Raw genomic sequence first — 26,726 nt, forward strand, 5'->3', positions numbered from 1 at the left:
ATCCTCGCCGGCGGCAGTCAGGCCGTTCGCCGGACCGCATCGGCGAGATCGTCGAACAGCGTCAGGATGAATGGCCGGCGGTCGAGGTTGAAAACGTCGATCTCGCGGGCCGTGCGGGCGATCTTCTCACATACCTCCACCAAAGGCGCAAGGCGCGACGCGCCAAGGCCGGCCTGCTCCCGAAGCCGTTCCGTCACCCAGCGCTGCACGGTCTCGATGGCGAGCTCGTAACTGTCGTCGGCGTCGCGTCTGGCGAGAGCCTCCGCCAGGGCATGGACCTGCCGCACGTCGGTCCGCGGAAGGGACTGCAGCAGCCGTGTGACCTGGTCGATGAAGCCGACCTTGCCGGCATCCAGGAGCTCGAGGGTCCGGCGGGCCGAGCCTTCGCCGTACCGGAGGGCCTGATCCATGACGTCGTCCGGAACGCCGTCCCAAGGCGCACCCAGAGAGCCGATGACCGACCGGATGTCCGTGTCGTCGAGGGGCCGCAGGAGCAATCGCCGGCAACGCGAGCGGATCGTGGGGAGAACCCGTTGCGGGGCATGGCTCACGACCAGGAAGAGCGACCGCGGCGGCGGCTCCTCGATCATCTTGAGCAGTGCATTCGCGCTCGAGATCGTCAGATCCTCGGCGCTGTCGACGATGCAGACGCGGTATCCGCCGTCGGCGGCAGTCGAGCCGAACATCGCAAGCGCCCGGCGGACCGCTTCGACGGGAATCGTCGCCGAAGGGCCCTTCTTGTCGGTCGCCGGCGCCCGCCGCAGGATCGCAAGGTTGGGATGGGACAGGGCCGCCACCTGCCGCGCCACGGGATTGTCCGGGGCCATCGCAAGGTCCGCCAGGGCCGGATTGCCGCTCCGGCGGGGATCGAGCACCGTCCGTGCGACCCGATAGGCGAGCGTCGCCTTGCCGATGCCCTGAGGTCCGCCGATCAGCCAGGCATGGTGGAGCCTGCCGCTGCGCAGCCCTTCAAGGAAGGCCTCCTCCCCTTCCCTATGACCGAAGAAGGCGAACTGCTCCCGGGGATGAGGCGTGCCTTCGAGCTGATCCGGCTCGGTGCTGTCCCGCTCTTCACGCGACATCGAGGGGTCTCGCTGCATGTTGCGTCAGTCGGGGAAGCCGTTCAGACAGCGCGTTCCAGATGATGTCCTCGACCTCTTCGGCCGGACGATCGGCATGGATCACCACGCAACGTTCGGGAAAGGCGCGTGCGATCGCCAAGTATGCCTGCCGGAGCGCCTGATGAAAGGAGAGGTCCTCGCCTTCGAAGCGGTCCGCCCCCTCGCCCTCCCCGCGGCGTCTGCCGGCGCGGCCAAGCCCCACCTCGGCCGGAAGATCGAGGATGAAGGTCAAGTCGGGCTTCACCCCCTTGAGGGTGATCCGTTCCAGGGAGTCGATGAGGGCGCCGTCGAGATTGCCGAGGGCTCCCTGATAGGCGCGGGTGGAATCGGCGAAGCGGTCGCAGAGCACGTGGGTTCCGCGCCTGAGAGCCGGCACGATCACGTTGTCGATGTGGTCGATGCGAGCCGCTGCGAACAGAAGAGCCTCGGCGAAGGGGCCGAGGGCCTTGGCGCGGCCTTCCAGAATGAACGCGCGGATGCGTTCGGCGTCCGGCGATCCGCCCGGCTCCCGGGTCACGACGACGGACTGGGACAGGGCCTCGAGCCGCCGCCGCAGCCGTTCGATCTGTGTCGACTTGCCGGCTCCCTCCCCGCCTTCGAAGGTGATGAAGCAACCGGTCATCACAAGCGGTCGACGAGGCTTGAGAAGGCGTTTCGGACCCACCCCGTGCTCATTTCGAGGAGGCCGTCGAGGGCGCGCTGGCTGAGGGTGCCGACTTGGACATCCTCGTTGGCGTAGAGGGGCATCTCGAGCGCCTGCATGTCGCCACGGTCGACCCTGAGCTTGGCGACCTCGGCTCCCTTCTTGACCGGAGCCTTCAGGGGTCCCGTATACACGATCCGGGCGGAGACCCGCTCGGACTCGCCCCGGTTGACGAGGACGCGAACCGGCTTCTTGGCCACGAGAGGCAGGGACCGGCGGTCGCCGCCGAAGACCTGCACCTCCCCGATCACCTGCCCTTCGGAGAAGAGCTGGCGGGATTCGAAGGCGCGGAAGCCCCATTCCAGGAGCTTCCGGGACTCATTGGCGCGGTCCTTCGCCGTCTTCAGCCCGTTCACCACCACGATGAGCCGCTGGCCGTTCTGGACTGCGGAGCCGATGAGTCCGTATCCCGACTCGTCGATATTGCCGGTCTTGAGGCCGTCAGCGCCGATTTCCATCGTCAGGAGCGGATTGCGGTTCTGCTGACGGATCTTGTTCCAGGTGAATTCCCGCTCGCCGAAGATCTTGTAGAGATCCGGGTAGGTTTCGATGATGTGGAGCGCCAGCTTCGCGAGGTCGCGGACGGTTACCTTCTGCTCGGGATGGCCGTACCCCGTGGCATTCCGGAAGGTCGAGTTGGTCATGCCGATCTGCTTGGCCCGCTCGTTCATCATCCGGGCGAAGTTGTCTTCCGTTCCCGCAATGCCCTCCGCGACGGCGATCGCCGCATCGTTGCCGGATTGGACGATGATGCCGCGCAGCAGATCCTCGACCCTGACGCTGCTGTTCACCTTGGCGAACATGGCCGAGCCGCCGGAGCCTGCCCCGCCTTTCCGCCAGGCGTTCTCGGAGATGGTGAACTCGGTATCCATCGAGATCCGACCGTTCTTGATCTCGTTGAACAGGACCTCGACCGTCATGGTCTTCGCCATGCTGGCCGGCGCCACCGGCTCGTCCGCGTTCTTTTCGAACAGGACGGCTTCCGATTCCGCGTCAATGAGGATGGCCGTCGGCGCGATGGTCTGGAACCCTTGGGCGCGGGCGCTGCTGCCCGGCGCAAGAGTGGCAAGGGCCAGGACATTGAACAGAAGCGCGAAGGCTGCCGCGGCACGGCTTATTCGAAACTGACGCATCGTGAGGATTTCCAACTCTCCCGCTAGGAGAGAGGGAATTTGTGGCGCGTCAAGCACAAATCAACGCCAAGGCCACGCTCGGTCGAGGACGCCGCGGCTGTCGGCTATCGAAGGAAGCGAGACTGGTCCAGATTGGTGAAGGACGAGCTCTTCTGGAAGCCGCCCTTCGCGGCTTCAGGCTCAGCATAATAGAGGCCTGCCAAGACCGGCCGGGATGGTGGCACAGGGCGGCTCGAGAGCGATGCGACTGGAACCGGGGTGGCCGCACCCGGGATCGTACCGAGGTCGAAGGGCCGCTCAGGCGGCAGCGGAACCGATCCGCCAAGCGGCGCTCCCGCATTCGCGGCCGTCGTCAGAGGCTGGGAAGCCCGGATCGGTGCAGCAGAGATCGCTTCCTCGGCCCCGTCATCCGAATCGTAGCTGCGCAGGGCAATCGTCTGGCGCGGTGCATTCGGCCGCGGCGTTGCCTGGGCGATCATGGTCGGGGCGGCGTTGGTCAGAGAGGCAGGCTGGCCGTCGGTGCGAAGGCTGGCGAGCAGGATGCGGTCATCGCTGCCGTTGGTGGAGGCGCGGCCGACATACTCGACCTTCACGCGGGCCGTTCCCTGTGCCTTGAAGCCGAGCGCCAGGGCCGCCCTTTCCGAAACGTCGATGACGCGGTTGCCGTGGAACGGTCCGCGGTCGTTCACGCGAACGATCATGGAGTGGCCATTCTGCACATTGGTCACGCGGGCATAGCTCGGCAGCGGCATCGTGGTATGGGCGGCCGCGATCGAATCACGGTCGAAGATCTCGCCATTGGCCGTCATGCGGCCGTGGAAGTTCGAGCCGTACCAGGACGCGAGGCCCTCGGCCTTGTAGTTCGGGTTCTCGGTCGGCGCGTAGGTGCGTCCCGCCACCACATAGGGCTGGCCCACCATGTTGCGACCGCCGCCCTTCGGCACGGGCTGGCCGTCGGCAACAACCTTCGGGCTGGGGGCGACACCGTATTTCGGGTCGATCCCGCCACGCACGTTGGAGGAGCAGTTAGCGGCCGTCAGGGCGATTGCAGTCACGCCCGCGACACGGAGAATGGTCCGATGGTTCAAAGAGGCGACACGCCCCTTCGGCCCCGTCTGCGATCCGGTCCGCTTGCCCTGCATATCGTCTTGCATCCCCTTACCCGCACGATTGCTGCGGGCCGGCTTTTGCCATGAACGTCCCGTCAACGTGCTTCTTGGTGCTTAAGGAAAGGTTAAACTGCTCCGCTTGTCAATGGCCAAGCCTAAACAAATGAAACATTGTGTATTTGATGATAAAAATCCGACATTTCAGATGGTTGGACAAATAACTTGAGGGTTCGAACGATGTCTCCGGATCGTCTCGACCTGATTCGAATGCGAGAGGATCGCGAAGCGGCGGCGGCGTGTGGAGCACCGAAGTTGCGTCCGAGAACTCGCATCACGCCGGATACATTTCCTTTTATCCGCAATGATTTAGCTGAAAGCACTCCAAAGCGGCGGCAATGTCGCCCTGCCGACATCACGACCGCGGCGCTCCGCCGCGACCCACTCATTCTTAACCACAAGACAAAACAGCGGCGGCTTATCGGCCACTTCCTTGCCCTCCAGCCGGATGTTCGTTGATCTATTTACGGATCGGTTCGAGTTGACGGCACACGGCCTGCGGCCTTAGACACCGTCTGAACCATGAGAGCGGGAGGCTGCGCGAGCAGGCCGCATCATCCCCGGAGGGGTGGCCGAGTGGTTTAAGGCAGCGGTCTTGAAAACCGCCGTAGGTGCAAGCCTACCGTGGGTTCGAATCCCACCCCCTCCGCCATGATTTTGCGCCGATGCCGCCTTAGGCGGGCGCGCTCCGGATGTCAGTACAAGCTTTGCAAGAGTGGATTTGGCGGATGAATGCTCCCGCGCCGAAAGTTTCGTTCGTGTCCCTGGGCTGCCCGAAGGCCCTGGTGGATTCCGAGCGCATCATCACCCAGCTCCGGGCCCAGGGCTACGAGCTGACCCGCCAGCATGACGGGGCCGACGTGGTCATTGTCAACACCTGCGGCTTTCTCGACAGCGCCAAGGCCGAGTCGCTCGAGGCCATAGGCGAGGCCATGGCGGAGAACGGCAAGGTGATCGTCACCGGCTGCATGGGCGCAGAGCCGGAGCAGATCCGCGACAAGTTCCCGAACGTGCTCGCGATCACGGGTCCGCAGGCCTATGAGTCCGTGGTCTCGGCCGTGCACACCGCCGTCCCGCCCGCCCATGATCCCTTCCTGGATCTCGTCCCGCCCCAGGGCGTGAAGCTCACGCCGCGGCACTACGCCTACCTGAAGATTTCCGAGGGCTGCAACAACCGCTGCACCTTCTGCATCATCCCGAAGCTGCGCGGCGACCTCGTCAGCCGGCCCGTGGGCGACGTGCTGCGGGAGGCAGAGAAGCTCGCCAAGGCCGGCGTGAAGGAGGTGCTGGTCATCTCCCAGGACACCAGCGCCTACGGTCTCGACGTGAAGTACCAGCCGAGCCTCTGGAAGGACCGGGAGGTCCGCACTCGGTTCTTCGACCTCGCCAAGGAGCTGGGCGAACTCGGCATGTGGGTGCGCATGCACTACGTCTATCCCTACCCGCACGTGGACGAGGTGATCTCGCTCATGGCTGAGGGCAGAATCCTTCCTTATCTCGACATCCCGTTCCAGCACGCCTCGCCGAGCGTCCTGAAATTGATGCGTCGTCCGGCCCACCAGGAGAAGACCCTCGAGCGAATCCAGAAATGGCGCATGATCTGCCCGGACCTGGCGATCCGCTCGACCTTCATCGTCGGCTTCCCCGGTGAGACCGAGGAGGATGTCGACTTCCTCCTGTCGTGGCTGAAGGAGGCCAAGCTCGACCGGGTCGGCTGCTTCCAGTACGAGCCCGTCCAGGGCGCACCGGCGAACGAGATCGCGGCGCCGGTGCCGCCGGAGGTCAAGGAGGAGCGCTGGCACCGCTTCATGCAGACCCAGCAGAAGATCAGCGCCAGGCTGCTCAGGGCGAAGGTCGGCAAGGCCCTTCCGGTCATCATCGACGAGCCGGGCGCCACCGTCGCGACGGGGCGCACGAAGTACGACGCCCCCGAGATCGACGGCGTCGTCTACGTGGCCTCGCCACGGCCGCTCAAGGCCGGCGAGATCGTCGACGTGAAGATCCAGCGCTCGGACGAGTACGACCTGCACGGTTCGGCGGTCTGACGGCCGCCGTCTCCTTACGGGGAAACGATCTGGCCGCTGTGGATGATCTTGACGCCCACGGCGTCGAGATCCGCCCTCGCCTGCGCCAGCGAACCGTTCGTGTCGATTGCGCGCGAGGCGTCCTCGATCACGTAGGTGTCGAACCCGGCCGCCTTGGCGTCGAGCGCCGTCCAGTGGACGCAGAAGTCGAGTGCGAGCCCGGTGCAGAAGACGCGCCGGAAACCCCGCTCCCGCAGATAGCCGGCAAGGCCCGTTGAGGTCTTGCGATCGGCCTCGATGAAGCCGGAATAGCTGTCGATGGCCGGATCATAGCCTTTGCGGATCACGAGCTGCGCGTGCGGGACGTGGACGTCGCGGGAAATCTCTGCGCCGGGCGACCCCTGGATGCAGTGATCCGGCCAGAGAACCTGCCGGCCGTAATGCAGGTCGATCAGCTCGAAGGGCTTCTTGCCCGGATGGCTCGACGCGAAGGACGTGTGTCCCGGCGGATGCCAGTCCTGGGTCAGCAGCACGTGGCGGAACGCCTTTGCCAGACGGTTGATCGGTTCGATCACCGCATCGCCCTCCGGAACTGCGAGCGCGCCTCCGGGCAGGAAGTCGTATTGGACGTCCGTGACGATCAGGACGTCGTTCTCGTTCGGCGTGATCCTGGGCTGCTCTGTCATGTCGGCTGCGTTCCATTCCCTTGCTGCGGTTCAGGTTTAGCGGATCCGGACCAACAAAAAAGGCGGCCGGTTCTCCGGCCGCCTCTCGAATGCTTCGTAGCCTTCGCTTATTGCGGCAGCTTGTCGTCGATGCCCTTCACGTAGAAGTTCATGCCGAGGACCTGCTCGTCCGAGAGGGCGCCGTTGCCCTTGCATTCGACCTCGGTGCCGTCCTGCTTCACGACCGGGCACTTGAACGGGTTGAGCTTGCCGGACTTGATCGCGGCCTCGGTCTCCTCGGCCATCTTCTTCACGTCGTCGGGCATGTTCTTGTAGGGCGACATGACGACCATGTGGGCTGCGAGACCGCCCCACGTGTCCTCGGACTTCCAGGTTCCGTCGAGCACGGCCTTGGTGCGGGCCACGTAGTAGTCCGACCAGTTATCGACGATTGCGGTCAGCTGCGCCTTCGGGGCGAACTGCTCCATGTCGGAGGCCTGGCCGAAGCCGAACTTGCCGCGGGCCTCGGCGGCCTGGAGCGGCGCCGGGCTGTCCGTGTGCTGCGCGATCACGTCCACGCCCTGGTCGAGCAGGGCCTTGGCGGCATCGGCCTCCTTGGCCGGATCGTACCAGGAGTTCGCCCACACGACCTTGATCTTGATGCTCGGGTTCACCGATTGGGCGCCGAGGAAGTACGAGTTGATGCCGGCCACGACTTCCGGGATCGGGAAGGCGCCGACATAGCCGATGGTGCCGGACTTCGACATCTTGGCGGCGATCTGGCCGATGATGTACCGGCCCTCGTGGAACTTCGCCGCATAGGTCGCGAGGTTCGGCGCGCGCTTGAAGCCGGTGGCGTGCTCGAACTTCACGTTCGGGTACTTCTTGGCGACCTTCAGGGTCGGCTCCATGAAGCCGAACGAGGTCGTGAACACCAGGCCATGGCCCGTGCGGGCGAGCTGCTCGATGGCGCGCTCGGAATCGGCCTCGGGCACGCTCTCGACGTAGGTGGTCTCGACCTTGTCGCCGAAGGCCTTCTCGATCGCCTTGCGGCCCACATCGTGCTGGTGGCTCCAGCCGTAGTCGCCGACCGGGCCGACATAGATGAAGCCGATCTTCAGCTTCTGCTGGGCCGCCGCGCCGCCGGCCGACAGGGCCAGGGCCGCAGCCCCCGCCAGAACGCCCATGAGACTCCGTGAAAACATGTCTGCTCCCCTAGGAAAGTAGTTCCGCACATCCGTTGCAGGTCCAGGCATCCCTGGCAATAGGCTCATTGCCTACAATAACATCCCTTTGCCTACCGGTCAGGCACGAAGGGCAGACCAAGCGAGCCGGGGGCTCCGATCGCCCTGCCCCGCCGGATGGACAGGAGCAGAAGGGCGAGGATCGTGGCCAGATAGGGAACTGCGGACAGAGCCTGCGAGGGCACGCCGAACTGGGCCGCCTGGGCATGAAGCTGAAGGACCGTCGCCGCTCCGAAGATGTAGGCGCCGACGAGCGCCCATCCCGGCCGCCAGGCGGCGAACACCACGAGCGCGAGCGCGATCCAGCCACGGCCGGCCGTCATGCCGGGCGACCAGAACCGGGTGTAGACGAGGGACAGATAGGCCCCTGCGAGGCCCGCGCAGGCGCCGCCGAACAGGATCGCGAGAAAGCGCGTCCGCAGGACCGGCAGTCCCAGCCCATGGGCCGAGCCGTGGTTCTCTCCGATGGAGCGAAGCATCAGTCCCACTCGGGTCCGGTTCAGGTAGACGGCCACCGCGATGGTGAGGAGGATCGAGCCGTAGACGAACAGGTCCTGCTCAAAAAAGAGGCGCCCGACCACCGGAAGGTCACTCAGGACCGGGATGTCGAGCGGCGCGATGGGGTTGCGGCGGGCGCCCACGAAGGGCGCGCCGATGAGGCCCGCAAGGCCCAGGCCGAGGATGGTCAGAGCGAGCCCGGACCCGACCTGGTTGGCGGCGAAGCCCAGGACGACGAGCCCGAAGAGCGCCGCCATGAACGTGCCGGCAAGAATGCCCGCCAGGACGCCGAGGAGGGTCGAGTCGAAGGTCACTGCGGCCGCGAAGCTGCAGGCGGCGCCCATCGCCATCATTCCCTCGACCCCGAGGTTGAGGACGCCCGAGCGCTCCGTCACCAGCTCGCCCAGGGCAGCGATGAGGAGCGGCGTCGACGCAGTGACGATGGTCAGGAGAATGGCCTCGAACGTGGTCACTTGCCCCCTCCCCGGGATACGAGACGAACGCGATAGCTCACCAGCGCGTCGGCGGCGAGCACGCACAGGAGCAGGATGCCCTGGAAGGCCTGCGTGAGATCCAGCGGCAGCTTCAGCATGATCTGGGCGCTCTCGCCGCCGATGAAGGTCAGCGCCACCACAAGCGCGGCAATCAGGATGCCGATGGGGTTGAGCCTGCCCAGGAACGCGACCGTGATGGCCGTGAAGCCGTATCCGGGCGAGATCGAGGGCTGAAGCTGCCCGATCTGGCCCGAGACCTCGGAGATGCCGGCGAGGCCTGCCAGGCCGCCCGAAATGGCGAAAACGGCGAGCGTGGTGGACCGCGCACTGAAGCCGGCGAAGCGCGCCGCCCGCGGGGCATCCCCGGTGAGCTTGAGGCGGTAGCCGAAGAGCGTGCGGCCGAGCACGACCGCCGTCACGAGGATGGCGATCAGCGCGAACACGGTCCCGTAATGGACGCGGCTCGCCTCCCAGACCGGAGGCAGGGTCGCGGACGGATCGAAGGTGACGGATTGCGGGAAGTTGAAGCCTTTCGGGTCCCGCCAGGGTCCGCGCACCAGATAGTCCAGCGTCAGCTGCGCCACATAGACCAGCATGAGGCTCGTCAGGATCTCGCTGACGCCGAAGCGGGTCTTCAGGAAAGCCGGGATGAGGCCGTAGAGGGCGCCGCCGATGATGCCGAGCACGAGCATGGCCGGCAGCACCCAGAAGCCGGCCTCCGTTCCGTGGGTCTTCAGCGCGAGCCAGCCGCCGAGCACCGCGCCGATGACGTACTGGCCCTCGGCGCCGATGTTCCAGAAATTGGCCCTGAAGCAATAGGTCAGGCCGATCGCGATCAGGGCCAGAGGCGTCGCCTTCACCAGCAGTTCCTGCAGCGACCATGGATCGCTGAGGGGCTGGATCACATAGACCTGAAAGGCCGCCACGGGCGAGCGGCCCATCAACCAGATCACGAAGCCGGCGATCAGGAACGCCGTGATGAAGGCCGCGACCGGTGCAAGGGCCCGAACCACCGGAGAGACGGTCGTGCGCGGCGTCAGTTCAAACCGCATGCGCCGCTCCCTGCGACTGCGAAACACCAAGCATCTCGAGGCCCACGGCTTCCTTCGTCCATTCGTTGATCGGCTTGAGGGCGCTCAGCTCGCCCTGGTGGATGACCGCCATCCGGTCGGCCACCTCGAAGAGTTCGTCGAGGTCCTGGCTCACCACAACCACGGCGCTGCCCTCACTCGCCAGATCGACAAGGGCCTGGCGGATCAGGCGGGCAGCGCCGGCATCGACGCCCCAGGTGGGCTGGTCCACGATCAGGAGGCGGGGGCGCCGAATGATTTCGCGCCCGATCACGAACTTCTGAAGGTTTCCGCCCGAGAGCTTGCGGGCCTGGGGGTCGGCTTCCGGGGTGCGCACGTCGAAACTTTTGACGATGGCGCCGGCCAGACGCTTGGCTGCGTTGACCAGGATGAAGCCGGAATGGCTCACCTCCGCTGCCGCATGGGAAATCAGGGTGTTCTCGCTCAGGCGGTGCGTCGGTGCCGCTGCATGGCCGAGGCGCTCCTCCGGCACGAAGGCGGCGCCGAGACGGCGGCGGCCATCGACCCCGACGGTGCCGCACCCCTTGCCGGCGATAGCGATCGCGTCGGCTCGATCCGCGAGCCTCTCGCCGGAGAGGGCGGCGAACAATTCGCTCTGGCCGTTGCCGGCAACGCCCGCGATCCCGACGATCTCGCCCGCACTGGCCACGAGATTGATGTGCTTGAGCGCTTGGCCGTGCAGCCCGCCCGGCGCCATGGTCAGGTCCGCGACCCGCAGCATCTCCCCCTGCGGGACGTGCGGCGTTCCCGAGCGGACCTCGCCGACCTCGTTCCCTACCATCAGGGCGGCGATTTCCCGGGCGCTGCGCGCGCGGGGATCGATGGTGCCGACCACGCGCCCCGCCCGCAGGATGGTCGCCCGGCGGCAGAGGCGGCGAACCTCCTCGAGCTTGTGCGAGATGTAGAGGATCGAGCAGCCGTCCGCCGACAGCTTGTCGAGGGTCACGAAAAGATGCTCCGCCTCCTGCGGTGTGAGCACCGAGGTCGGCTCGTCGAGGATGAGGAGGCGCGGGTTCTGGAGCAGGCAGCGCACGATCTCGATCCGCTGCCGCTCGCCCGCCGAGAGGGTCCAAACGGCCCGGTCCGGCTCGAGAGCGAGGCCGTAGGCGCGGCTGATGTCGCCCAGGCGGCTGCGCACGGTCGCCAGGCTCCAGTCGTCGGACAGGGCGACGGCGATGTTCTCCGCCACCGTCAGCTCGTCGAAGAGCGAGAAGTGCTGAAACACCATGCCGATGCCCAGGGCCCTCGCCTCCACGGGCGACCCGATGGCGACCGGCCGTCCTTCCCACAGGATCTCGCCCTCGGTCGGCTCGATCACGCCGTAGAGGATCTTGACGAGGGTCGACTTGCCGGCGCCGTTCTCTCCGAGGAGAGCATGGATCTCCCCCGGCTCGATGGCCAGATCGATCCGATCGTTGGCCAGGAGGTCGCCGTAGCGCTTGCTGATGCCTTTCAGCTCGACCAGGTGATGTCCCGAGGGTGAAGCGTCTGCCTGCACGAACTGCGACTCTAACAAAATGGGTTAACGACGGTTAAGGAGACAGAACCGTGGGAGACAGCCTGTGCGGAACGATCATAGGGACGCCCCGCACCGGTCGGCAATGGCGAATGCATCGTTTATTGTGAGTCTGCAACCAGCCCGCAACACTTGGTCGTGAGAGACGCTTTGACTGAAGAGACCTTTGACATCGCGGTGGTCGGCGCAGGGGCGGTCGGCCTCAGCGCGGCCCTGGCCTTCGCGCGGGACGGATACCGGACGGCTCTCGTCGGAGGGCTCGACGTGCGGCGCGACGGCCGCACGGTCGCGCTGCTCAACGGCTCGATCCGGTTCCTCGACGCCGTCGGCGCCTGGCCTGCCTTGAGGGATGTCTCGGCTCCCCTCGAGACCATGCGGATCGTCGATGACACGGGAAGCCTCTTCCGGCCGCCGCCTGTGGCATTTTCGGCTGGCGAAATCGGCCTCGACGCCTTCGGCTGGAACATCGAGAACGCCACGCTGGTCGAAGGCTTGGCGGAGAAGGCGAGACACCAGGACAACCTGACCCTGATCCCGGAGCAGGCAACCGCCTTCGAGGCGGGCGGTGGCGCCGCCGTCGTATCGCTCAAGGACGGATCGGAGCTGCGTGCCGGGCTGGTAGTGGCGGCGGACGGGCGCAACTCGATGCTTCGCCAAAGCGCCGGGATCGAGGTGAGGCGGTGGTCCTACCCGCAATCCGCCGTCACGGCGATCCTGGCCCATGATCGGGATCATCGCGACAGCTCCACGGAGTTCCATACCCGCCACGGACCGTTCACCCTGGTTCCCCTGCCCGGCCGCCGCTCCAGCCTCGTCTGGGTGACCAGCACCGAGGAGGCGCAACGCCTTGCGGCGCTCGATGACGATGCCCTGGCGCGGCGGATCGAGAGGCAGGCGCAGTCGCTGCTCGGAGCCATGCGCTTGGACGGTCCGCGCGGGCTCGTGCCGATGAGCGGCCTGTCGGTCTCGCGCTTCTGGGCACCGCGCCTCGCCCTCGTCGGCGAGGCGGCCCACGTCTTCCCGCCCATCGGCGCCCAGGGGCTGAACCTGGGCTTCCGCGATGTCGCATCGCTGCGGGACGCGGTGGTGGATGCACGCGGCGAAGGACGCGCGGCCGGGGACGAGGAGACGCTGCGGCGCTACCAGCGCGGGCGCGACCTCGATGTCCGGCTTCGGACGGCTGCGGTCGACAGCCTGAACCGGACGCTTCTCACCGGGCTCCTGCCGGCCGATTTCCTGCGCGGGGCCGGGCTGCTCGCGCTCAGCAACATCGGTCCGCTCCGGCGGGCGGTGATGCGGGAGGGTGTCCTGCCGCGGGTCGGGGCCCCTCGCCTCATGCAGGACGCCCAGCGCGCTTAAGGGAAGAGGTCGTACGGCACCATCCCGGTCCTGATCACGAACAGCAGCGTGGTCAGGGTCAGCATGGAGCCGATCGTGCCGATGAGCACGCAGGCCGAAGCCCGTTCCACGCCCACATTGTACTGGGTTGAGATCACGAAGATGTTCAGGGCGGGCGGCAGGGCCGCCATCGTCAGGGCCGCATAGGTCCAGGTCGCGCCGAAATCGCCGACCGCCGAGAGCAGAATCCAGACGAAGAGCGGATGCAGAACCAGCTTGGTGACGACCAGGATCGGGACCTCGCCGGGGATGCGCCGCAGCGGCCGCATGGCGACCGTCACACCGAGGATGAACAGGGCGCAGGGCGCCGCCGCGCCCGACAGCCACGTCACCATCTGGTTCACGGGCGCCGGCAGGGTCAGGTGCAGATAGCTTGCTGCGATGCCGAGCATCGTCGCCACGTTGAACGGATGCGTCAGGATGCGCCAGACGATCCGCCGGATCGTGGCGCCGAGGCTCAGCTTCTCGAGGCCCGCGACCGACATGAGCAGCGGGATCAGGGAGAACAGCAGCAGGTTGTCGAAGACGAATATCAGGACCACCGGGGCGCTGGCGGCTTGGCCGAGGGCGGCGAGCACCAGCGGCGGCCCCATGTAGCCGATGTTGGAATAGGAGCCGGCGACGCCCTGCATGACCGATTGCGGCAGGTCCTTCGTGTACCGCCAGCCGGCAGAGAACGAGAGAGCGAAGGCGCAGAAGGTGGCGAGCGTCGTCGCCGCGATGAACGACCAGTTCGTCAGCTGGTCGAGGGGCTTGTCGGCGATGAGCCGGAAGAACAGGCACGGCAGGGCCACATAGATGACGAAGAACTGCATCCATGCGAGCCCGGCTTCCGGCTGCCTGACGAACTTGCCGCACAGGAAGCCGAGTCCGATCAGTCCGAAAAAGGGCGCAAGCAGGTTGAAAAGCCCGATCAGCTCGGACATCGCGGGCTCCCGGCCAAGGTCGTGGGAGGGTCCCTTCTGGCAAGGTTCCGTTCTCCCGACAATCCCGATACGCGGCGGGGCTGCAGTCCGAAATTGCAACGCTGAGCCGGTGCCGGGGACGATCTCGCCTGATCGTGAGAGGGGCGGAATTTGTGGAATCCAGATGGGGTCTCTATATTCGGATCAAGGAGTTACGACCCATGAAAGCGAGTTCAGCCAAATTCGCGATCGGCCAGGTGGTCCGTCACCGGCTCTATGAGTTCAGGGGGCTGATTTTCGACGTCGATCCGGAATTCGACAATACCGAGGAATGGTGGCTGTCGATCCCTGAGGAGGTCAGGCCTCACAAGGACCAGCCGTTCTACCATCTCTTCGCCGAGAACGCGGAGACCGAATACATCGCCTACGTTTCCGAGCAGAACCTCCTGCTCGACGAAACCGGCGAGCCACTCCGCAATCCGATGATCAAGGAGATGTTCGTCCGGGACAAGAACGGCGTCTATCGCGCCCATCCGATCCTCGCGAACTGACAAGCATTGCCGAGAATGAAAAACGCCGGGCTTTTGGCCCGGCGTTTTCGTGTCTGTGTGGATATATCGCTTACGGCTTCGGAGCAGCCGGGGCAGCGCCGCCGGCGGCCGGGGCTGCCGGAGCGCCGGCCGCGGGAGCCGCGCCGCCGTTGTTGCTTCCGAGCTGCTTGCGGAGCTCTTCGCTGCGCTTCTGGAGCTCTTCCTGCAGCTTCTTCTGCTGCTCCTCAAGCACCTTCGGGTCGATCGGCGGGCCGTCGAAGGCCTTGGCGAAACCTGCGGCTGGAACCGCGAAGGTGATCTCGCGGCCGAGCTGGTTCTGGACGCTCACGTTGAGATTCGCGCCCTTCTTGAGGGCTGCGATGAAGTCATCCTTCACCTGGGCCTCGGCGAAGCAGCCGTTCGGCAGGCACATGACGTAGCGGCCGGGGGTCGGCTGACCCTGGTCGACCGTGAAGCGCAGGCCCGGCTGAAGCAGGAGGCCCAGCGGCATCACGAAGCGAACGATCTTCTGCGACTGCGGGCCCTTCACGTCATAGAGCGCCATGGCGAGGACCGGCTGGCCCTGGTCCGACACGAAGTCGCGGGTGGTGTAGCAGATCTCGGAATTGGTGTTCTGGTCCTTGCCGCAAACCTTGGTCCATTCCGGCTGAGACGGCTCGGCCTTCACCTGAACGACCGTCGGGCCGGCGTTCTGCTGCGGCTGAGCGGGCTGGCCCTGGGCCGGGGCGGCGGGACGCTGCGCGGGGGCCTGGGCCGGAGCGGCAGGACGCTGCGCGGGGGCAGTCTGGGCAAGAGCGGGAGCTGCCAGCAGAAGGGCCATGGCCGTCGCCAGACCGCGGGTGCCCCCCAGGTTCGCGAGGCGGGTCGCGAGTGACATGTCGTAGATCCTCTTCAGTCGGAAGGTCGGCTGATGAATGGGCCGTAGGCTCGGCTCTCTTCGTAACCTTCAATGGAACGGTTGAATCTTTGCCGATTAAGGCGAAGACATGACGTGTGGCGCTCCTTTAACCTTTCGCGAGGTATGTTTCCAGTCGCTCCGGGAAACTTTCTTTATAATATCCAGTCCCGCGATGCGCTGTGTTCTCTCAGGGGCGCCATGGGCCGGAACGTTCTCAAAAGTCTGACTTTTCTGGCATTCTTAATCCTCGCCTCCCTCCTGACGGCGGCGGCGTCCGGAGCCGAGACCCTGCGGCACGGAATCGCCATGCACGGCGAGCCTGCCCTGGAGCCCGGCTTTCCCCACCTCCCCTATGCAAACCCCGATGCTCCGGACGGTGGGCGAATCGTCCTAGCCCTCCAAGGCTCCTTCGACAGCCTCAATCCCCTGATCGTGATCGGCGTCGCCCCCGACGTGGTGCCGCGATACGTGCTCCAGAGCCTGATGATGCGCTCGGCCGACGAGCCGTTCACCGTGTACGGCCTCATCGCCCGATCCGCCGAAATGCCGGATGATCGGAGTTCCATTACCTTCAACCTGGACCCGAGGGCTCGCTTCTCGGACGGAAAGCCCGTGACGGCGGAGGATGTGCGCTTCACCTTCGAGCTGCTCAAGAAATACGGGAAGCCCTTCCACCGGTCGAGCTTCGCACAGGTCAGGGCGGTGAAGGTCGACAATCCTCAAAGGATCAGCTTCGACCTCACGGGCGTGAACGACCGGGAACTCCCCCTCATCATCGCCATGATGCCGATCTTCGCAGCTCATGCGACCGACCCGGAAACCTTCGACAGGACGAACCTGACGCCGCCCGTCGGGTCCGGTCCCTATACGGTCGCCGAGGTGAAGCCGGGCGAGCGCATCGTGCTCACGCGCCGAAAGGATTTCTGGGCGGATGACCTGCCCGTCACCCGGGGCCTCTATAACTTCGACGAAATCCGCTACGACTTCTACCGCGACGCCAACAGCATGTTCGAGGCGTTCAAGGCTGGGCTCTATGATTTCAGGATCGAAGGCGATCCCGGCCGCTGGGCGACCGGCTACGACATCCCCGCGGTCCGAAGCGGCCGGATCGTGCGAGAAACGGCTCCGATCCGGCTCCCGAAGGGCATGAACGGATTCGTGTTCAACACCCGCCGCTCCCTCTTTGCGGACGTGCGGGTCCGCGAAGCATTGGGCTATGTGTTCGATTTCGATTGGGTCAACCGCAACCTGTTCTTCGGCCTCCTCAACCGATCGGACAGCTACTTCGCCGGGTCGGACCTCTCGTCCGCAGGGCGACCGGCCGGCGGGACCGAAAAGGCGCTGCTCGGGCCGTTCCCCGGCGCGGTGCGCGAGGACATTCTGGAAGGCACATGGTCTCCGGCCGCGCCGGACGGGTCCGGCCGGGACCGCGAAAGCGCGAGGCGGGCTCTCGAACTGTTGGCCGAAGCCGGGTGGACGCTGGAGAACCACGGTCTGCGACACAAGGAGACGGGCAAGGCGTTCACGTTCGAGATGCTGGTCAATTCGCGCCAGCAGGAGCGGCTCGCCCTGAATTTCTCGCAATCCCTCGGCCGCATCGGCATTCAGGCCCGCGTACGGCTCGTCGACGACGTCCAGTACTGGCGCCGGCTTGCCCAGTTCGACTTCGATATGGTGCAGTGGGTCTGGCCTGCCTCGGCGTCTCCGGGCAACGAGCAGCGCAACCGATGGGGATCGGCAGCAGCCCAGAGAAGCGGATCGTTGAACTATTCGGGGGCAGCTTCGCCGGCAATCGATCGCATGATCGATGCCCTTCTGGAGGCGAAAAGCCGTGAGGATTTCGTCTCGTCGGTACGGGCTCTCGATCGGGTCCTGCTGTCAGGATTCTATGTGATCCCGCTGTTCTACGTGGGGGACCAATGGCTTGCCTATGATTCCGGTCTCGGGCGGCCGGACACCGCTCCGCTGTTCGGGAACAATGTCGATACCTGGTGGCGGCGTCCGCGCTGAGGCTTTCTGAAGCAACCCCGCGGATATTGTTGAGCTTCCATTCATCTCCGAAATGAAACAAATACCGTCCGAGGGCGTTGGTGAGGATGCTTTCAATCTTTGCCGTTTCGCCTTTCGATAAGGTATCGCAATGACCCGTTTTCAGCAGGTGCTGGTCGTCGATAACGGCGACCGCGCTCCCGACTGTGCTCTTTCTGCCGAACTGGCCGGCATGGGCTATGCCAGTGTCACGGCTCCCCTCGAAGCGACCGAAGAGGTTCTGGCCATGATGCCGAGGCCGGTTGCGGTCGTTCTTCAGATGCCCCGCCATGCGGACTGGTCCGAGCGCCGCCGCTTCCTCGAACTCGCCAGCCGTCTGCGGAAATCCCTGGCGCCGAACCGCGTGCCTGTCATCGTGGCGGGCGGGATCAGCGGTGCCGCCACCATGCTCCAGAACGAACTCGGCGCTCGCGCCGTCGCGGCACCCGATCTCTAGGAAGCCTCCTCGAGAAGGCGGAAGGTCTCGTCTTCCGCCTCTTTCCGTCGGTCGGTCGTCGCGAAATACGCAGCCGTCCGAGGTTTCATGCCGGATGCGGTCCGGTAAACGGCAATCGTGCTCCCCGGCCCTCCGCCCGTATGCCCCTCCACCACTTGGCCTGATGCGACCTCGCCGCTCATGAGGCCGAGCCCGTAGCCGGGCCTCACCCATTGGCGGTCGGCGATCGGCCCCGGGAGGGCATGAACGCTCCTCATGTCGGCGAGGAGATGATCCGGCAGGAACCCGCCCTTCAGGAGACGGTCCAGCAGGAGCGCCGCTTCCTCGACCGATCCCACCATCAGGCCATGATAGACCCAGCCGGGATGGTAGCCGGTCGCATCGCCCATCGGAACTTGGTCGAGATCGGCCGGCGCGGAGGCGATTCGGGCAGTCCTGATGCCGAGCGGCGCGAGGACGAGCCGGCGCAGCGCCGCATCCAGGGGTTCCCCCGTCGCCTCCTCGACGAGCTGTCGGACGAAGAGGTACCCGATATTCGAGTAGTCCCAGCCCTCGCCCGGCGGATACCGGAGGCGCTCGGCCTGGGTCCGCTCCAGAAGGATCCGAACCGGCCAGGGCTCATCCCCGCGGGCCACGGCCTCGTGATAGGCCGCAACGCCGCCGTAGTTCGCCACACCCGACCGATGCTGAAGCAGGTGCCGAAGGGTGTAGGACCTTCCCGGCAAGGGCTCTTCGAGCGCTAACGAGCCATCCCGCACCAGGACCAGCGCGGCGGCGGCCAGGACGGTCTTGGTGAAGCTCCACCAGGGGACCGGCCGGTCCGCCTCATGGCCGGCGACGACTCTCGCCCCCTCGACGACGGCCCAGCATTCCACGATCAGGCCGCCTTCTTCTCCGCGATGCGCACCAGGTTGCGCAGGATCGTGGTCGTCGCCTTGATCCGCTCGTCCGGCGTCTCGACGTCGCGGATGAAGACGATCTTCATGTCCGGCCGCACCTTCGCGAAGGAGGCCTGCTCGGCCACGTAGGCCACGAGGCCGTTCGGGTTAGCGAAAGCGTTGTCGCGGAACGACACGATAATGCCCTTCGGCCCGCCGTCGACCTTCTCGACGTTGGCGCGGCGGCACAGCACCTTGATGGCCATGATCTTGAGGAGCTGGTCGACCTCCGACGGCAGCGGACCGAAACGGTCGATGAGCTCCGCCCCGAAGGCGTCGATCTCCTGGTCGGTCTCCAGGGTCGAGAGGCGGCGATATAGGCCGAGCCGCAGCTGCAGGTCGGCCACGTAGCTCTCCGGGATCATCACCGGCGCGCCGACCTGGATCGTCGGCGACCACTGGTCCTCCGCAGGCTCCTCGATGCCCGCCTTGAGCTGGGCGACCGCTTCTTCCAGCATCTGCTGATAGAGCTCGTAGCCCACTTCCTTGATGTGGCCCGACTGCTCCTCGCCCAGGAGGTTGCCGGCGCCGCGGATGTCGAGGTCGTGCGAGGCGAGCTGGAAGCCGGCGCCCAGGGTATCGAGGGTCTGGAGCACCTTGAGGCGGCGCTCAGCCTGGACGGTCAGGGGCTTGTTGGCCGGTACCGAGAACAGCGCATAAGCGCGGGTCTTGGAGCGGCCGACGCGCCCACGGAGCTGGTAGAGCTGCGACAGGCCGAACATGTCCGCGCGATGCACGATCAGGGTGTTCGCCGTCGGGATGTCGAGGCCGGATTCCACGATCGTGGTCGAGAGCAGGATGTCGTACTTGCCTTCGTAGAAGGCCGTCATGATGTCCTCGAGCTGACCGGCTGCCATCTGGCCGTGCGCGACCGCGACCTTGGCCTCCGGCACCTCCTTGTCGAGGAAGGCTTTCACGTCGCCGAGATCGTCAAGGCGCGGCACGACATAGAAGGCCTGTCCGCCGCGGTAGCGCTCGCGCAGCAGCGCCTCGCGGATGAGGAGCGGATCGAACGGGGTGATGAAGGTCCGGACCGCGAGACGGTCCACCGGTGGGGTCGTGATCAGCGAGAGCTCGCGCACGCCGGTCAGCGCCAGCTGAAGGGTGCGCGGGATCGGCGTCGCCGACAAGGTCAGGACATGGACCTCGGCGCGGAGCTCCTTCAGGCGCTCCTTGTGGCTGACGCCGAAATGCTGCTCCTCGTCGATGATGATGAGGCCGAGATCCTTGAACTTGATGGTCTTGCCGAGAAGCGCATGGGTGCCGACCACGATGTCGACGGAGCCGTCGCTGATCCCTTCCTTCACCTTCTTCATCTCGGCCGTCGGCACGAAGCGGGAGGCCTGCGCGATGTTGAGGGGCAGGCCCCGGAAGCGCTCGCAGAAGGTCTTGTAGTGCTGGCGCGCCAGGAGCGTCGTCGGCACCACGACGGCCACCTGCTTGCCGCTCATGGCGGTCACGAAGGCGGCCCGCAGCGCCACTTCGGTCTTGCCGAAGCCCACGTCGCCGCAGACCAGACGGTCCATGGGGCGGCCGGATCCGAGGTCGTCGAGCACCGAGTCGATGGCGTTCTGCTGGTCTTCCGTCTCATCATAGGGGAAACGGGCCGCGAACTCGTCGTACAGGCCTTCCGGCGGAACGAGGCGCGGGGCCTCCTTCAGGATTCGCGCCGCCGCGATCTTCATGAGAGCGCCCGCCATCTCGCGGATGCGCTGCTTCATGCGTGCCTTGCGCGCCTGCCAGGCACCGCCGCCCAGCTTGTCGAGCTGGACCTCCGTCTCCTCGGACCCGTATCGGGTCAGGAGCTCGATATTCTCCACCGGCAGGAAGAGCCGGTCGCCACCCGCATAATGCAGTTCCAGACAGTCGTGCGGGGCCCCCGCTGCCTCGATGGTCTTCAGGCCCTCGAACCGGCCGATGCCGTGGTCCACGTGGACCACGAGGTCGCCGGGCGTCAGCGCCGCCACCTCGGTGAGGAAGTCCTGGGGCCGCTTGGACTTGCGCTTCTGGCGCACCAAGCGGTCACCCAGGATGTCCTGCTCGCTAACAACCGCGAGATCGCCAGCCTCGAAGCCGGATTCGAGGGGCCAGATGCCGACCGGCGTCTCGTTGCGCGGATAGGCCATGGCCTCCGAGAGGCGCGAGATCGGCCGTGTCTGCCGGAGATCGTGATCCTGCAGAACGTGGCAGAGCCGCTCCCGGGAGCCATCCGACCAGGCACCGAGGATAACCCGCCTTCCCGAGCCCTGAAGCTCGCGGATGTGGCGCACGACCGCCTCGAACACGTTGGCGTTCTCGTCGGCCCGCTCGGCGATAAAGTTGCGGCCGCGCCTGGCCTCGCAATCGATTACGAGGCGGGTGTCCGACTCAGGCTGGGCGAAGGGCGTCAGGCGCGCAAGCGGCAGAGAGGCGGTCCGTTTGGCCCATTCGTCGGGAGCGAAGTAGAGCGCGTCCGGCGGCAGGGGGCGGTACGGGGCGACGCCGGGCTGGTTCTGGCCCATGCCCTCCTGCCGGGCGTCGTAATAGTCCTTTACCTGGGCCAGCCGCTCGGCCGCCGCGTCGTCCGCGAGGGCGTCGAAGACGACCGGGATGCCGGGCACATAATCGAGCAGTGTGTCGAGGTGATCGTGGAACAGGGGAAGCCAGTGCTCCAGGCCGGCATAGCGCCGTCCCTCGCTGACGGCTTCATAGAGCCGGTCATCCCGCCGCGGCGCCCCGAAGGCCGCCACATAGGCCTGCCGGAAGCGCTTGATGCTCTCGGTCGTGAGTTGGACCTCGCTCATGGGAACGAGGTCGAGGGACCGGAGCGTGCCGACCGTGCGCTGGGTCTCCGGATCGAAGGAGCGGATCGACTCCAGGGCGTCGCCGAAGAAATCGAGACGGACCGGATTCGGAAGGCCTGCAGGATAGAGGTCGATGATGCCGCCGCGCACCGCATATTCGCCGGTGTCCCGCACTGTGCCGGTGCGGAGGAATCCGTTGGTCTCGAGCCAGGTGACGAGGAGCGTCGTGTCCACGACGTTCCCCGGAGCGGCCGAGAAGGTCTCGGCGGCGATGCGTGTCCGCGGCGGCACCCGCTGGACGAGGGCGTTCACGGTCGTGGACAGAATCCGCGGCTTCTCCTCGGAGGTCTTGGAGCGCGCCAGCCGTGCCAGGGTCGTCATGCGCTGCGCCGTGATGGCGGCATTGGGCGAGACGCGGTCGTAGGGCTGGCAGTCCCAGGCCGGGAAGGGCAGGATCTCGATCTCGGGCGCGATGAAGCCGAGACCGTTGGCGAAGTTCTGCTGCCGCTGCCCGTCGCGGGCCACATGGACCAGCACCGCCGGCCCTTCCACATGGCCCGACAGGCCACGCGCCAAATCGGCGACCGCGAGGGCGTCGAAACCGTCCGGGGCGCTCGCAAGCGTCAGGCTTTGGCCTTTCTTGAGGGCGTCCAGGGCTCGGGTCAGGGCAGACTTCATGGGTCAATCATCGAAACAATGGGAGGAAACGCGGGCCTGTCGGCCCGGTTCGGAGAGCGCGATGCAGGGTGCCGATCAGACGTGGATCGGCGAAGTGTGGGTGTGAAAGCCCTTCAGGCGCCGGAACAGGGGCGTGTCGTAATTCTCGGGCGTGGGAGTCTCGCCCGTGATCCAGCCGAGCAGGTCCCGGTCGGTCACCTCGATGAGCCGCTCGAACTCGGCGAGGTCCTCGTCGGACAGCTCCCCGATCTCCGCATCGGCGAATCGGCCCATGATCAGGTCCATCTCCCGCATGCCCCGGTGCCAGGCCCGGAACAGGATCTGCCGCCGGCGGACGTCGAGATCGGCGCTGCTGCGTGTCGTCCCGCTCATGAAGATTCTCCATTTGTTCATGATTTGCGTCGCCTAACGGCGGCTTGGCGGCTATATAACCATCTCGATCAGAGTTGCCACCCACCAGAATGTCCTTGCGTCCTTCGATTCTCGATCCGCTCTTCGCCCCGGCCAACACCCTCCCCGGGGTCGGGCCCAAGGTCGCGCCCCTCCTCGACCGCCTCGTCGGCGAGCCCGGCCGGCCGACCCGGGTCATGGACCTGCTGTTCCATCTTCCGAGCGGCGGCGTCTCCCGCGAGATGAAGGGATCGATCGCCGACGCGCCGGTCGGGGAGCCGGTGACGCTGTCCGTCACCGTCGTGGCCCACCGCCCTCCTCCGCCCGGACGACGCGCCCCCTATCGGATCCTCGTGGAGGACGAGACGGGCGACGTGACCCTGGTGTTCTTCAACGGCCAGAAGGCCCGCCTCGAAAAGCTCCTGCCGGTCGGCGAACGACGCTATGTCTCGGGCAAGATCGAACTTTGGGAGGCGATGCGCCAGATGGTGCATCCGGACCGGATCCTGGACGACAAGGGCATCGAGAACCTGCCGGCCGTCGAGGCGGTCTACGGCCTGACGGAAGGCCTCTCGTCCCGCATGGTCGGGCGCTACGTCGGGGCCGCTCTCGAACGGGTTCCCCGGGTGCCCGAGTGGCAGGACGCCGCCTGGCTCGACCGCAACGGCCTGCCGGATTTCGCGTCGGCCCTGGCGGCCATCCACCGGCCTGGCAATGCTCAGCAGCTCTCCGAGGACGCCCTCTCCAAGTCGCCCGCAAGGCGGCGACTGGCCTATGACGAGATCCTCGCCTCTCAGCTTGCCCTTGCTCTCGTCCGCAGCCGGATGAGGCGCCTGCCCGGGCGGGTCAATGCAGGCGACGGACATCTGGTCGAGCGGATCAAGCGCGCCCTGCCCTTCGGGCTGACGGGATCGCAATCGAAGGCGGTGGACGACATCCGCAACGATCTCGTGGCCGACAAGAAGATGTTGCGGCTCCTGCAAGGGGACGTCGGGTCGGGCAAGACGGTGGTCGGACTGCTGGCGATGGCGAGCGCCATCGAGGCCGGGCGTCAGGCCGCTCTCATGGCGCCCACGGAAATCCTCGCTCGCCAGCATTACGAGCGGATCGCCCCGCTCGCCGAGCAGGCGGGCCTTTCCATGGCCTTGCTCACCGGGCGCGAAAAGGGAGCTGCAAGAAAAGCGGTTCTCGCCGGGCTCGCCGATGGAAGCATCAACATCGCGGTGGGCACCCACGCCCTCTTCCAGGAGGGGGTGGCCTTCCAGGACCTCGGCGTGGCCGTCGTCGACGAGCAGCACCGCTTCGGCGTGCATCAGCGTCTCGCCCTGGGATCCAAGGGCGAGGCGGTCGACATCCTCGTCATGACCGCAACTCCGATTCCGCGTACCCTGGCGCTGACCTATTTCGGCGACATGGACGTCTCGGTGCTCAGCGAGAAGCCGGCCGGCCGCAAGCCGATCGCCACCAAGCTCATCTCCATCGAGCGCCTCGACGAGGTGATCGGCGCGATGGGGCGGGCGATCGGCAACGGCGACCAAGTCTATTGGGTCTGCCCTCTGGTCGGAGAATCCGAAACGGTCGATCTCGCCGCGGCGGAAGAGCGGTTCGAGCAGCTGAAATCCATTTTCGGCGACCAAATCGGCCTCGTGCACGGCAAGATGGCAGGCCGCGACAAGGACGCGGCCATGGAGCGGTTCTCGAAGGGCGAGACCAAGATCCTCGTTTCCACCACCGTCATCGAGGTCGGCGTGGACGTGCCGAATGCGACCATCATGGTGATCGAGCACGCGGAGCGCTTCGGCCTTGCCCAGCTCCATCAGCTGCGCGGGCGGGTCGGGCGCGGGTCCCGCAGCTCGACCTGCCTTCTGATCTACAAGGGGCCGCTGGGACAGGTCGCTCAGGCCCGTCTCGAAATGATGCGCCAGACCGAGGACGGGTTCAGGATCGCCGAGGAGGATCTGCGCCTTCGCGGCGAGGGAGAGGTGCTCGGCACGCGGCAATCGGGCCTGCCGGGCTTCAAGCTCGCCCGCCTCGAGGTCGACGGCGATCTCCTCGCGGCGGCGCGGGACGACGCCCGCCTGATCGTCGACCGGGACCCGGACCTCGTCAGCGACCGCGGCCAGGCCCTCCGGGTGCTGCTCTACATGTTCGAGCGCGACTCCGCGATCCGCCTGCTCAGGGCCGGGTGAGGACTATTCCACCGTGACCGACTTCGCGAGGTTGCGCGGCTGGTCCACGTCCTTCCCCATGAAGACGGCCGTGTGATAGGCGAGCAGCTGGATCGGCACGGAGTTCACGATCGGCGCGACGATCGGATGGGCGGACGGCATCACGATGGTGGCCATCGTGTCGAGATCGGTCTCCAGGGCCCCCTTCTCGTCCGTGATCAGGATGATGCGTCCGCCGCGCGCGGCCACCTCCTGCATGTTCGAGACGGTCTTCTCGAAGATCGCATCGTGCGGCGCGATGACGATGACCGGCATCGTCTCGTCGATGAGCGCGATCGGCCCGTGCTTCAGCTCGCCCGCCGCATAGCCCTCGGCGTGGATATAGGAAATTTCCTTGAGCTTCAGGGCCCCTTCGAGGGCCAGCGGATACGAGGTGCCGCGCCCGAGATAGAGCACATCCTTCGCCTTCGAGAGTTCGCGGGCGAGGATCTCGATCTGGTGTTCGCGCTTGATCGCCTCGCTCATGAGGCCGGGAACGCCGATCAGCGCATCGACCAGCTCCTTCTCGTCTTCCGCGCTCAGGGTGCCGCGCGCCCGGCCGGCCGCGATGGCGAGCGAGAGGAGCACCGTGAGCTGGCAGGTGAAGGCCTTGGTCGATGCAACACCCACCTCGACCCCGGCAAGGGTCGGGGCGATCACGGCGCTCTCCCGCGCCATGGTCGAGGTCGGGACGTTCACGACCGAGAGGGTGTGCTGCTTCTCGGCGGTGGCGTAACGCAGGGAGGCCAGGGTATCGGCCGTCTCGCCCGACTGGGATACGAAGAGAGCGAGGCTTCCGGGCTCCAGCGGGGCTTCGCGGTACCGGAACTCCGACGCGACATCGATCTCGACCGGGATGCGCGCAAGGCGCTCGAACCAGTATTTCGAGATGAGGCCTGCCAGGTAGGCCGTGCCGCAGGCGGAGATCGACAGGCGCTTCAGGTCCCTGAAATCGAACGGGAGCGCGACCGGCAGCTCCACCCGTCCGGCCGTGAAATTCACGTAATGGGCGAGGGTCCGTCCGACCACTTCCGGCTGCTCGTGGATTTCCTTGACCATAAAGTGGCGGTGGTTGCCCTTGTCGGCCATGAAGGAGCCGGTCGGGATCTTGTGCCGGGGCCGCTGAACCATCTGGCCGGCCTCGTCTCGGATATCCGCCCCGGACCGGTGGAGAATCGCCCAGTCGCCGTCCTCCAGATAGGTGATCTCGTCGGTGAACGGCGCCAGCGCGAGGGCGTCCGACCCGAGATACATCTCCCCGTTGCCGTAGCCGATGGCCAGGGGAGCACCGTGGCGCGCGCCAATCAGAAGGTCGTCTTCGCCGGAAAACAGGAAGCCGAGCGCAAAGGCGCCGCGCAGGCGCGGCAGGGTCACGGCGACCGCCTCGATGGGCGGACGGCCCTGACGCATCTCATAGGTCACGAGCTGGGCGACGACCTCGGTGTCCGTCTCGGTCTCGAACCGGACTCCCTTCGCCTCGAGGCCAGTCTTCAGCTCGCGGAAGTTCTCGATAATGCCGTTGTGGACGACGGCCAGCCGGTCCGTCGCGTGAGGATGAGCATTCGTCTCGTTCGGCTTGCCGTGGGTGGCCCATCGCGTGTGGCCGATCCCGATGATGCCGGACAGGGGCGCCTGGGACAGCTTGACCTCGAGATTGCGGAGCTTGCCCTCCGCGCGGCGGCGGTCGAGCCGGCCGTTCTCCAGCGTGGCCACACCGGCGGAGTCGTACCCACGGTATTCCAGCCGCCTCAGGGCCTCGACGATCTGCTCCGCCACCGGAGACCTGCCGACGATTCCAACAATTCCGCACATGCCGAGACGCGCCTTCTTTCGCAGCT

At 66.2% G+C, this 26,726-nt stretch carries 21 protein-coding genes and 1 tRNA gene; 7 read left to right on the plus strand and 15 right to left on the minus strand.

Annotated features, from left to right (window positions below):
* Window positions 1–17 precede the first annotated feature (17 nt).
* The 4 genes from DES45_RS19530 to DES45_RS19545 form a co-directional block, all read right to left on the minus strand.
* Window positions 18–1,082: a DNA polymerase III subunit delta' gene (locus tag DES45_RS19530; RefSeq protein WP_245571798.1), complete on the minus strand. Its 1,065-nt coding sequence runs from the start codon at window positions 1,080–1,082 to the stop codon at window positions 18–20.
* Window positions 1,072–1,743, minus strand: coding sequence for a dTMP kinase (tmk, locus tag DES45_RS25420; protein WP_173947864.1), 672 nt, complete (start codon window positions 1,741–1,743; stop codon window positions 1,072–1,074). Before tmk ends, DES45_RS19530 begins: the two co-directional genes overlap by 11 nt.
* Entirely contained in the window at window positions 1,743–2,957 is a 1,215-nt protein-coding gene (locus DES45_RS25425; RefSeq protein WP_114771722.1) for a D-alanyl-D-alanine carboxypeptidase family protein, read from the minus strand. Before DES45_RS25425 ends, tmk begins: the two co-directional genes overlap by 1 nt.
* A gap of 104 nt (window positions 2,958–3,061) precedes the next feature.
* A complete protein-coding gene (locus DES45_RS19545) occupies window positions 3,062–4,111 on the minus strand; it encodes a septal ring lytic transglycosylase RlpA family protein (protein WP_245571799.1) in 1,050 nt (349 codons plus the stop codon).
* A 574-nt stretch (window positions 4,112–4,685) separates the two neighbouring features.
* On the opposite strand from DES45_RS19545, the gene DES45_RS19550 reads away from it, so the two are divergent.
* Window positions 4,686–4,775 (plus strand) — tRNA-Ser (locus DES45_RS19550).
* Window positions 4,776–4,851: 76 nt separating this feature from the next.
* A complete protein-coding gene (rimO, locus tag DES45_RS19555) occupies window positions 4,852–6,168 on the plus strand; it encodes a 30S ribosomal protein S12 methylthiotransferase RimO (RefSeq protein WP_114771724.1) in 1,317 nt (438 codons plus the stop codon).
* 14 nt (window positions 6,169–6,182) lie between these two features.
* On the opposite strand, the gene DES45_RS19560 is transcribed toward rimO, so the two are convergent.
* The 5 genes from DES45_RS19560 to DES45_RS19580 form a co-directional block, all read right to left on the minus strand.
* Complete coding sequence (locus DES45_RS19560) at window positions 6,183–6,833, minus strand: nicotinamidase (RefSeq protein ID WP_114771725.1); 651 nt, start codon at window positions 6,831–6,833, stop codon at window positions 6,183–6,185.
* A gap of 107 nt (window positions 6,834–6,940) precedes the next feature.
* On the minus strand, window positions 6,941–8,017 hold the full coding sequence (locus tag DES45_RS19565) for a BMP family ABC transporter substrate-binding protein (protein ID WP_114771726.1): 1,077 nt from the start codon (window positions 8,015–8,017) through the stop codon (window positions 6,941–6,943).
* 92 nt (window positions 8,018–8,109) lie between these two features.
* Complete coding sequence (locus DES45_RS19570; RefSeq protein ID WP_114771727.1) at window positions 8,110–9,027, minus strand: ABC transporter permease; 918 nt, start codon at window positions 9,025–9,027, stop codon at window positions 8,110–8,112.
* Window positions 9,024–10,100, minus strand: a complete 1,077-nt coding sequence (locus tag DES45_RS19575) for an ABC transporter permease (protein WP_114771728.1) — start codon at window positions 10,098–10,100, stop codon at window positions 9,024–9,026. Before DES45_RS19575 ends, DES45_RS19570 begins: the two co-directional genes overlap by 4 nt.
* Window positions 10,090–11,637, minus strand: coding sequence for an ABC transporter ATP-binding protein (locus tag DES45_RS19580; protein ID WP_114771821.1), 1,548 nt, complete (start codon window positions 11,635–11,637; stop codon window positions 10,090–10,092). The genes DES45_RS19575 and DES45_RS19580 overlap by 11 nt, the downstream gene beginning before the upstream one ends.
* A 168-nt stretch (window positions 11,638–11,805) precedes the next feature.
* Here DES45_RS19580 and DES45_RS19585 point away from each other — a divergent pair, with 168 nt between their 5' ends.
* Window positions 11,806–13,014 carry a UbiH/UbiF family hydroxylase gene (locus tag DES45_RS19585; protein ID WP_114771729.1) on the plus strand — a complete coding sequence of 403 codons (1,209 nt, stop codon included), beginning with the start codon at window positions 11,806–11,808 and terminating at the stop codon, window positions 13,012–13,014.
* Here the strand turns inward: DES45_RS19585 and DES45_RS19590 are convergent.
* Window positions 13,011–13,979 (minus strand): AEC family transporter, encoded by a 969-nt coding sequence (locus DES45_RS19590; protein ID WP_114771730.1) that lies wholly within the window; start codon window positions 13,977–13,979, stop codon window positions 13,011–13,013. The genes DES45_RS19585 and DES45_RS19590 overlap by 4 nt on opposite strands.
* 200 nt (window positions 13,980–14,179) lie before the next feature.
* On the opposite strand from DES45_RS19590, the gene hspQ reads away from it, so the two are divergent.
* Window positions 14,180–14,509 carry a heat shock protein HspQ gene (gene hspQ, locus DES45_RS19595; protein ID WP_114771731.1) on the plus strand — a complete coding sequence of 110 codons (330 nt, stop codon included), beginning with the start codon at window positions 14,180–14,182 and terminating at the stop codon, window positions 14,507–14,509.
* Between the two features lie 70 nt (window positions 14,510–14,579).
* On the opposite strand, the gene DES45_RS19600 is transcribed toward hspQ, so the two are convergent.
* The gene (locus tag DES45_RS19600; RefSeq protein WP_173947863.1) at window positions 14,580–15,386 is read right to left on the minus strand and encodes an invasion associated locus B family protein; all 807 of its coding nucleotides are present in this window, start codon (window positions 15,384–15,386) and stop codon (window positions 14,580–14,582) included.
* A 219-nt stretch (window positions 15,387–15,605) separates the two neighbouring features.
* Here DES45_RS19600 and DES45_RS19605 point away from each other — a divergent pair, with 219 nt between their 5' ends.
* Window positions 15,606–17,417, plus strand: coding sequence for an extracellular solute-binding protein (locus tag DES45_RS19605; protein ID WP_114771732.1), 1,812 nt, complete (start codon window positions 15,606–15,608; stop codon window positions 17,415–17,417).
* Between the two features lie 130 nt (window positions 17,418–17,547).
* Window positions 17,548–17,892, plus strand: a complete 345-nt coding sequence (locus tag DES45_RS19610; protein ID WP_114771733.1) for a hypothetical protein — start codon at window positions 17,548–17,550, stop codon at window positions 17,890–17,892.
* Here the strand turns inward: DES45_RS19610 and DES45_RS19615 are convergent.
* From DES45_RS19615 to DES45_RS19625, 3 genes are all read right to left on the minus strand, one after another.
* Window positions 17,889–18,767 (minus strand): serine hydrolase domain-containing protein, encoded by an 879-nt coding sequence (locus tag DES45_RS19615; protein WP_170151567.1) that lies wholly within the window; start codon window positions 18,765–18,767, stop codon window positions 17,889–17,891. The two genes, DES45_RS19610 and DES45_RS19615, sit on opposite strands and share 4 nt — an antisense overlap.
* A gap of 2 nt (window positions 18,768–18,769) precedes the next feature.
* On the minus strand, window positions 18,770–22,291 hold the full coding sequence (mfd, locus tag DES45_RS19620) for a transcription-repair coupling factor (RefSeq protein WP_114771735.1): 3,522 nt from the start codon (window positions 22,289–22,291) through the stop codon (window positions 18,770–18,772).
* Window positions 22,292–22,366: 75 nt separating this feature from the next.
* Window positions 22,367–22,663, minus strand: a complete 297-nt coding sequence (locus DES45_RS19625) for an FAD assembly factor SdhE (protein ID WP_114771736.1) — start codon at window positions 22,661–22,663, stop codon at window positions 22,367–22,369.
* 89 nt (window positions 22,664–22,752) lie between these two features.
* Here DES45_RS19625 and recG point away from each other — a divergent pair, with 89 nt between their 5' ends.
* Window positions 22,753–24,870 (plus strand): ATP-dependent DNA helicase RecG, encoded by a 2,118-nt coding sequence (gene recG, locus DES45_RS19630; protein ID WP_114771737.1) that lies wholly within the window; start codon window positions 22,753–22,755, stop codon window positions 24,868–24,870.
* 3 nt (window positions 24,871–24,873) lie between these two features.
* Here recG and glmS read toward each other — a convergent pair whose 3' ends face one another.
* Complete coding sequence (gene glmS, locus DES45_RS19635; RefSeq protein ID WP_114771738.1) at window positions 24,874–26,700, minus strand: glutamine--fructose-6-phosphate transaminase (isomerizing); 1,827 nt, start codon at window positions 26,698–26,700, stop codon at window positions 24,874–24,876.
* Window positions 26,701–26,726 lie beyond the last annotated feature (26 nt).

It is taken from the genome of Microvirga subterranea, from assembly GCF_003350535.1.
Taxonomy (GTDB): Bacteria; Pseudomonadota; Alphaproteobacteria; order Rhizobiales; family Beijerinckiaceae; genus Microvirga; species Microvirga subterranea.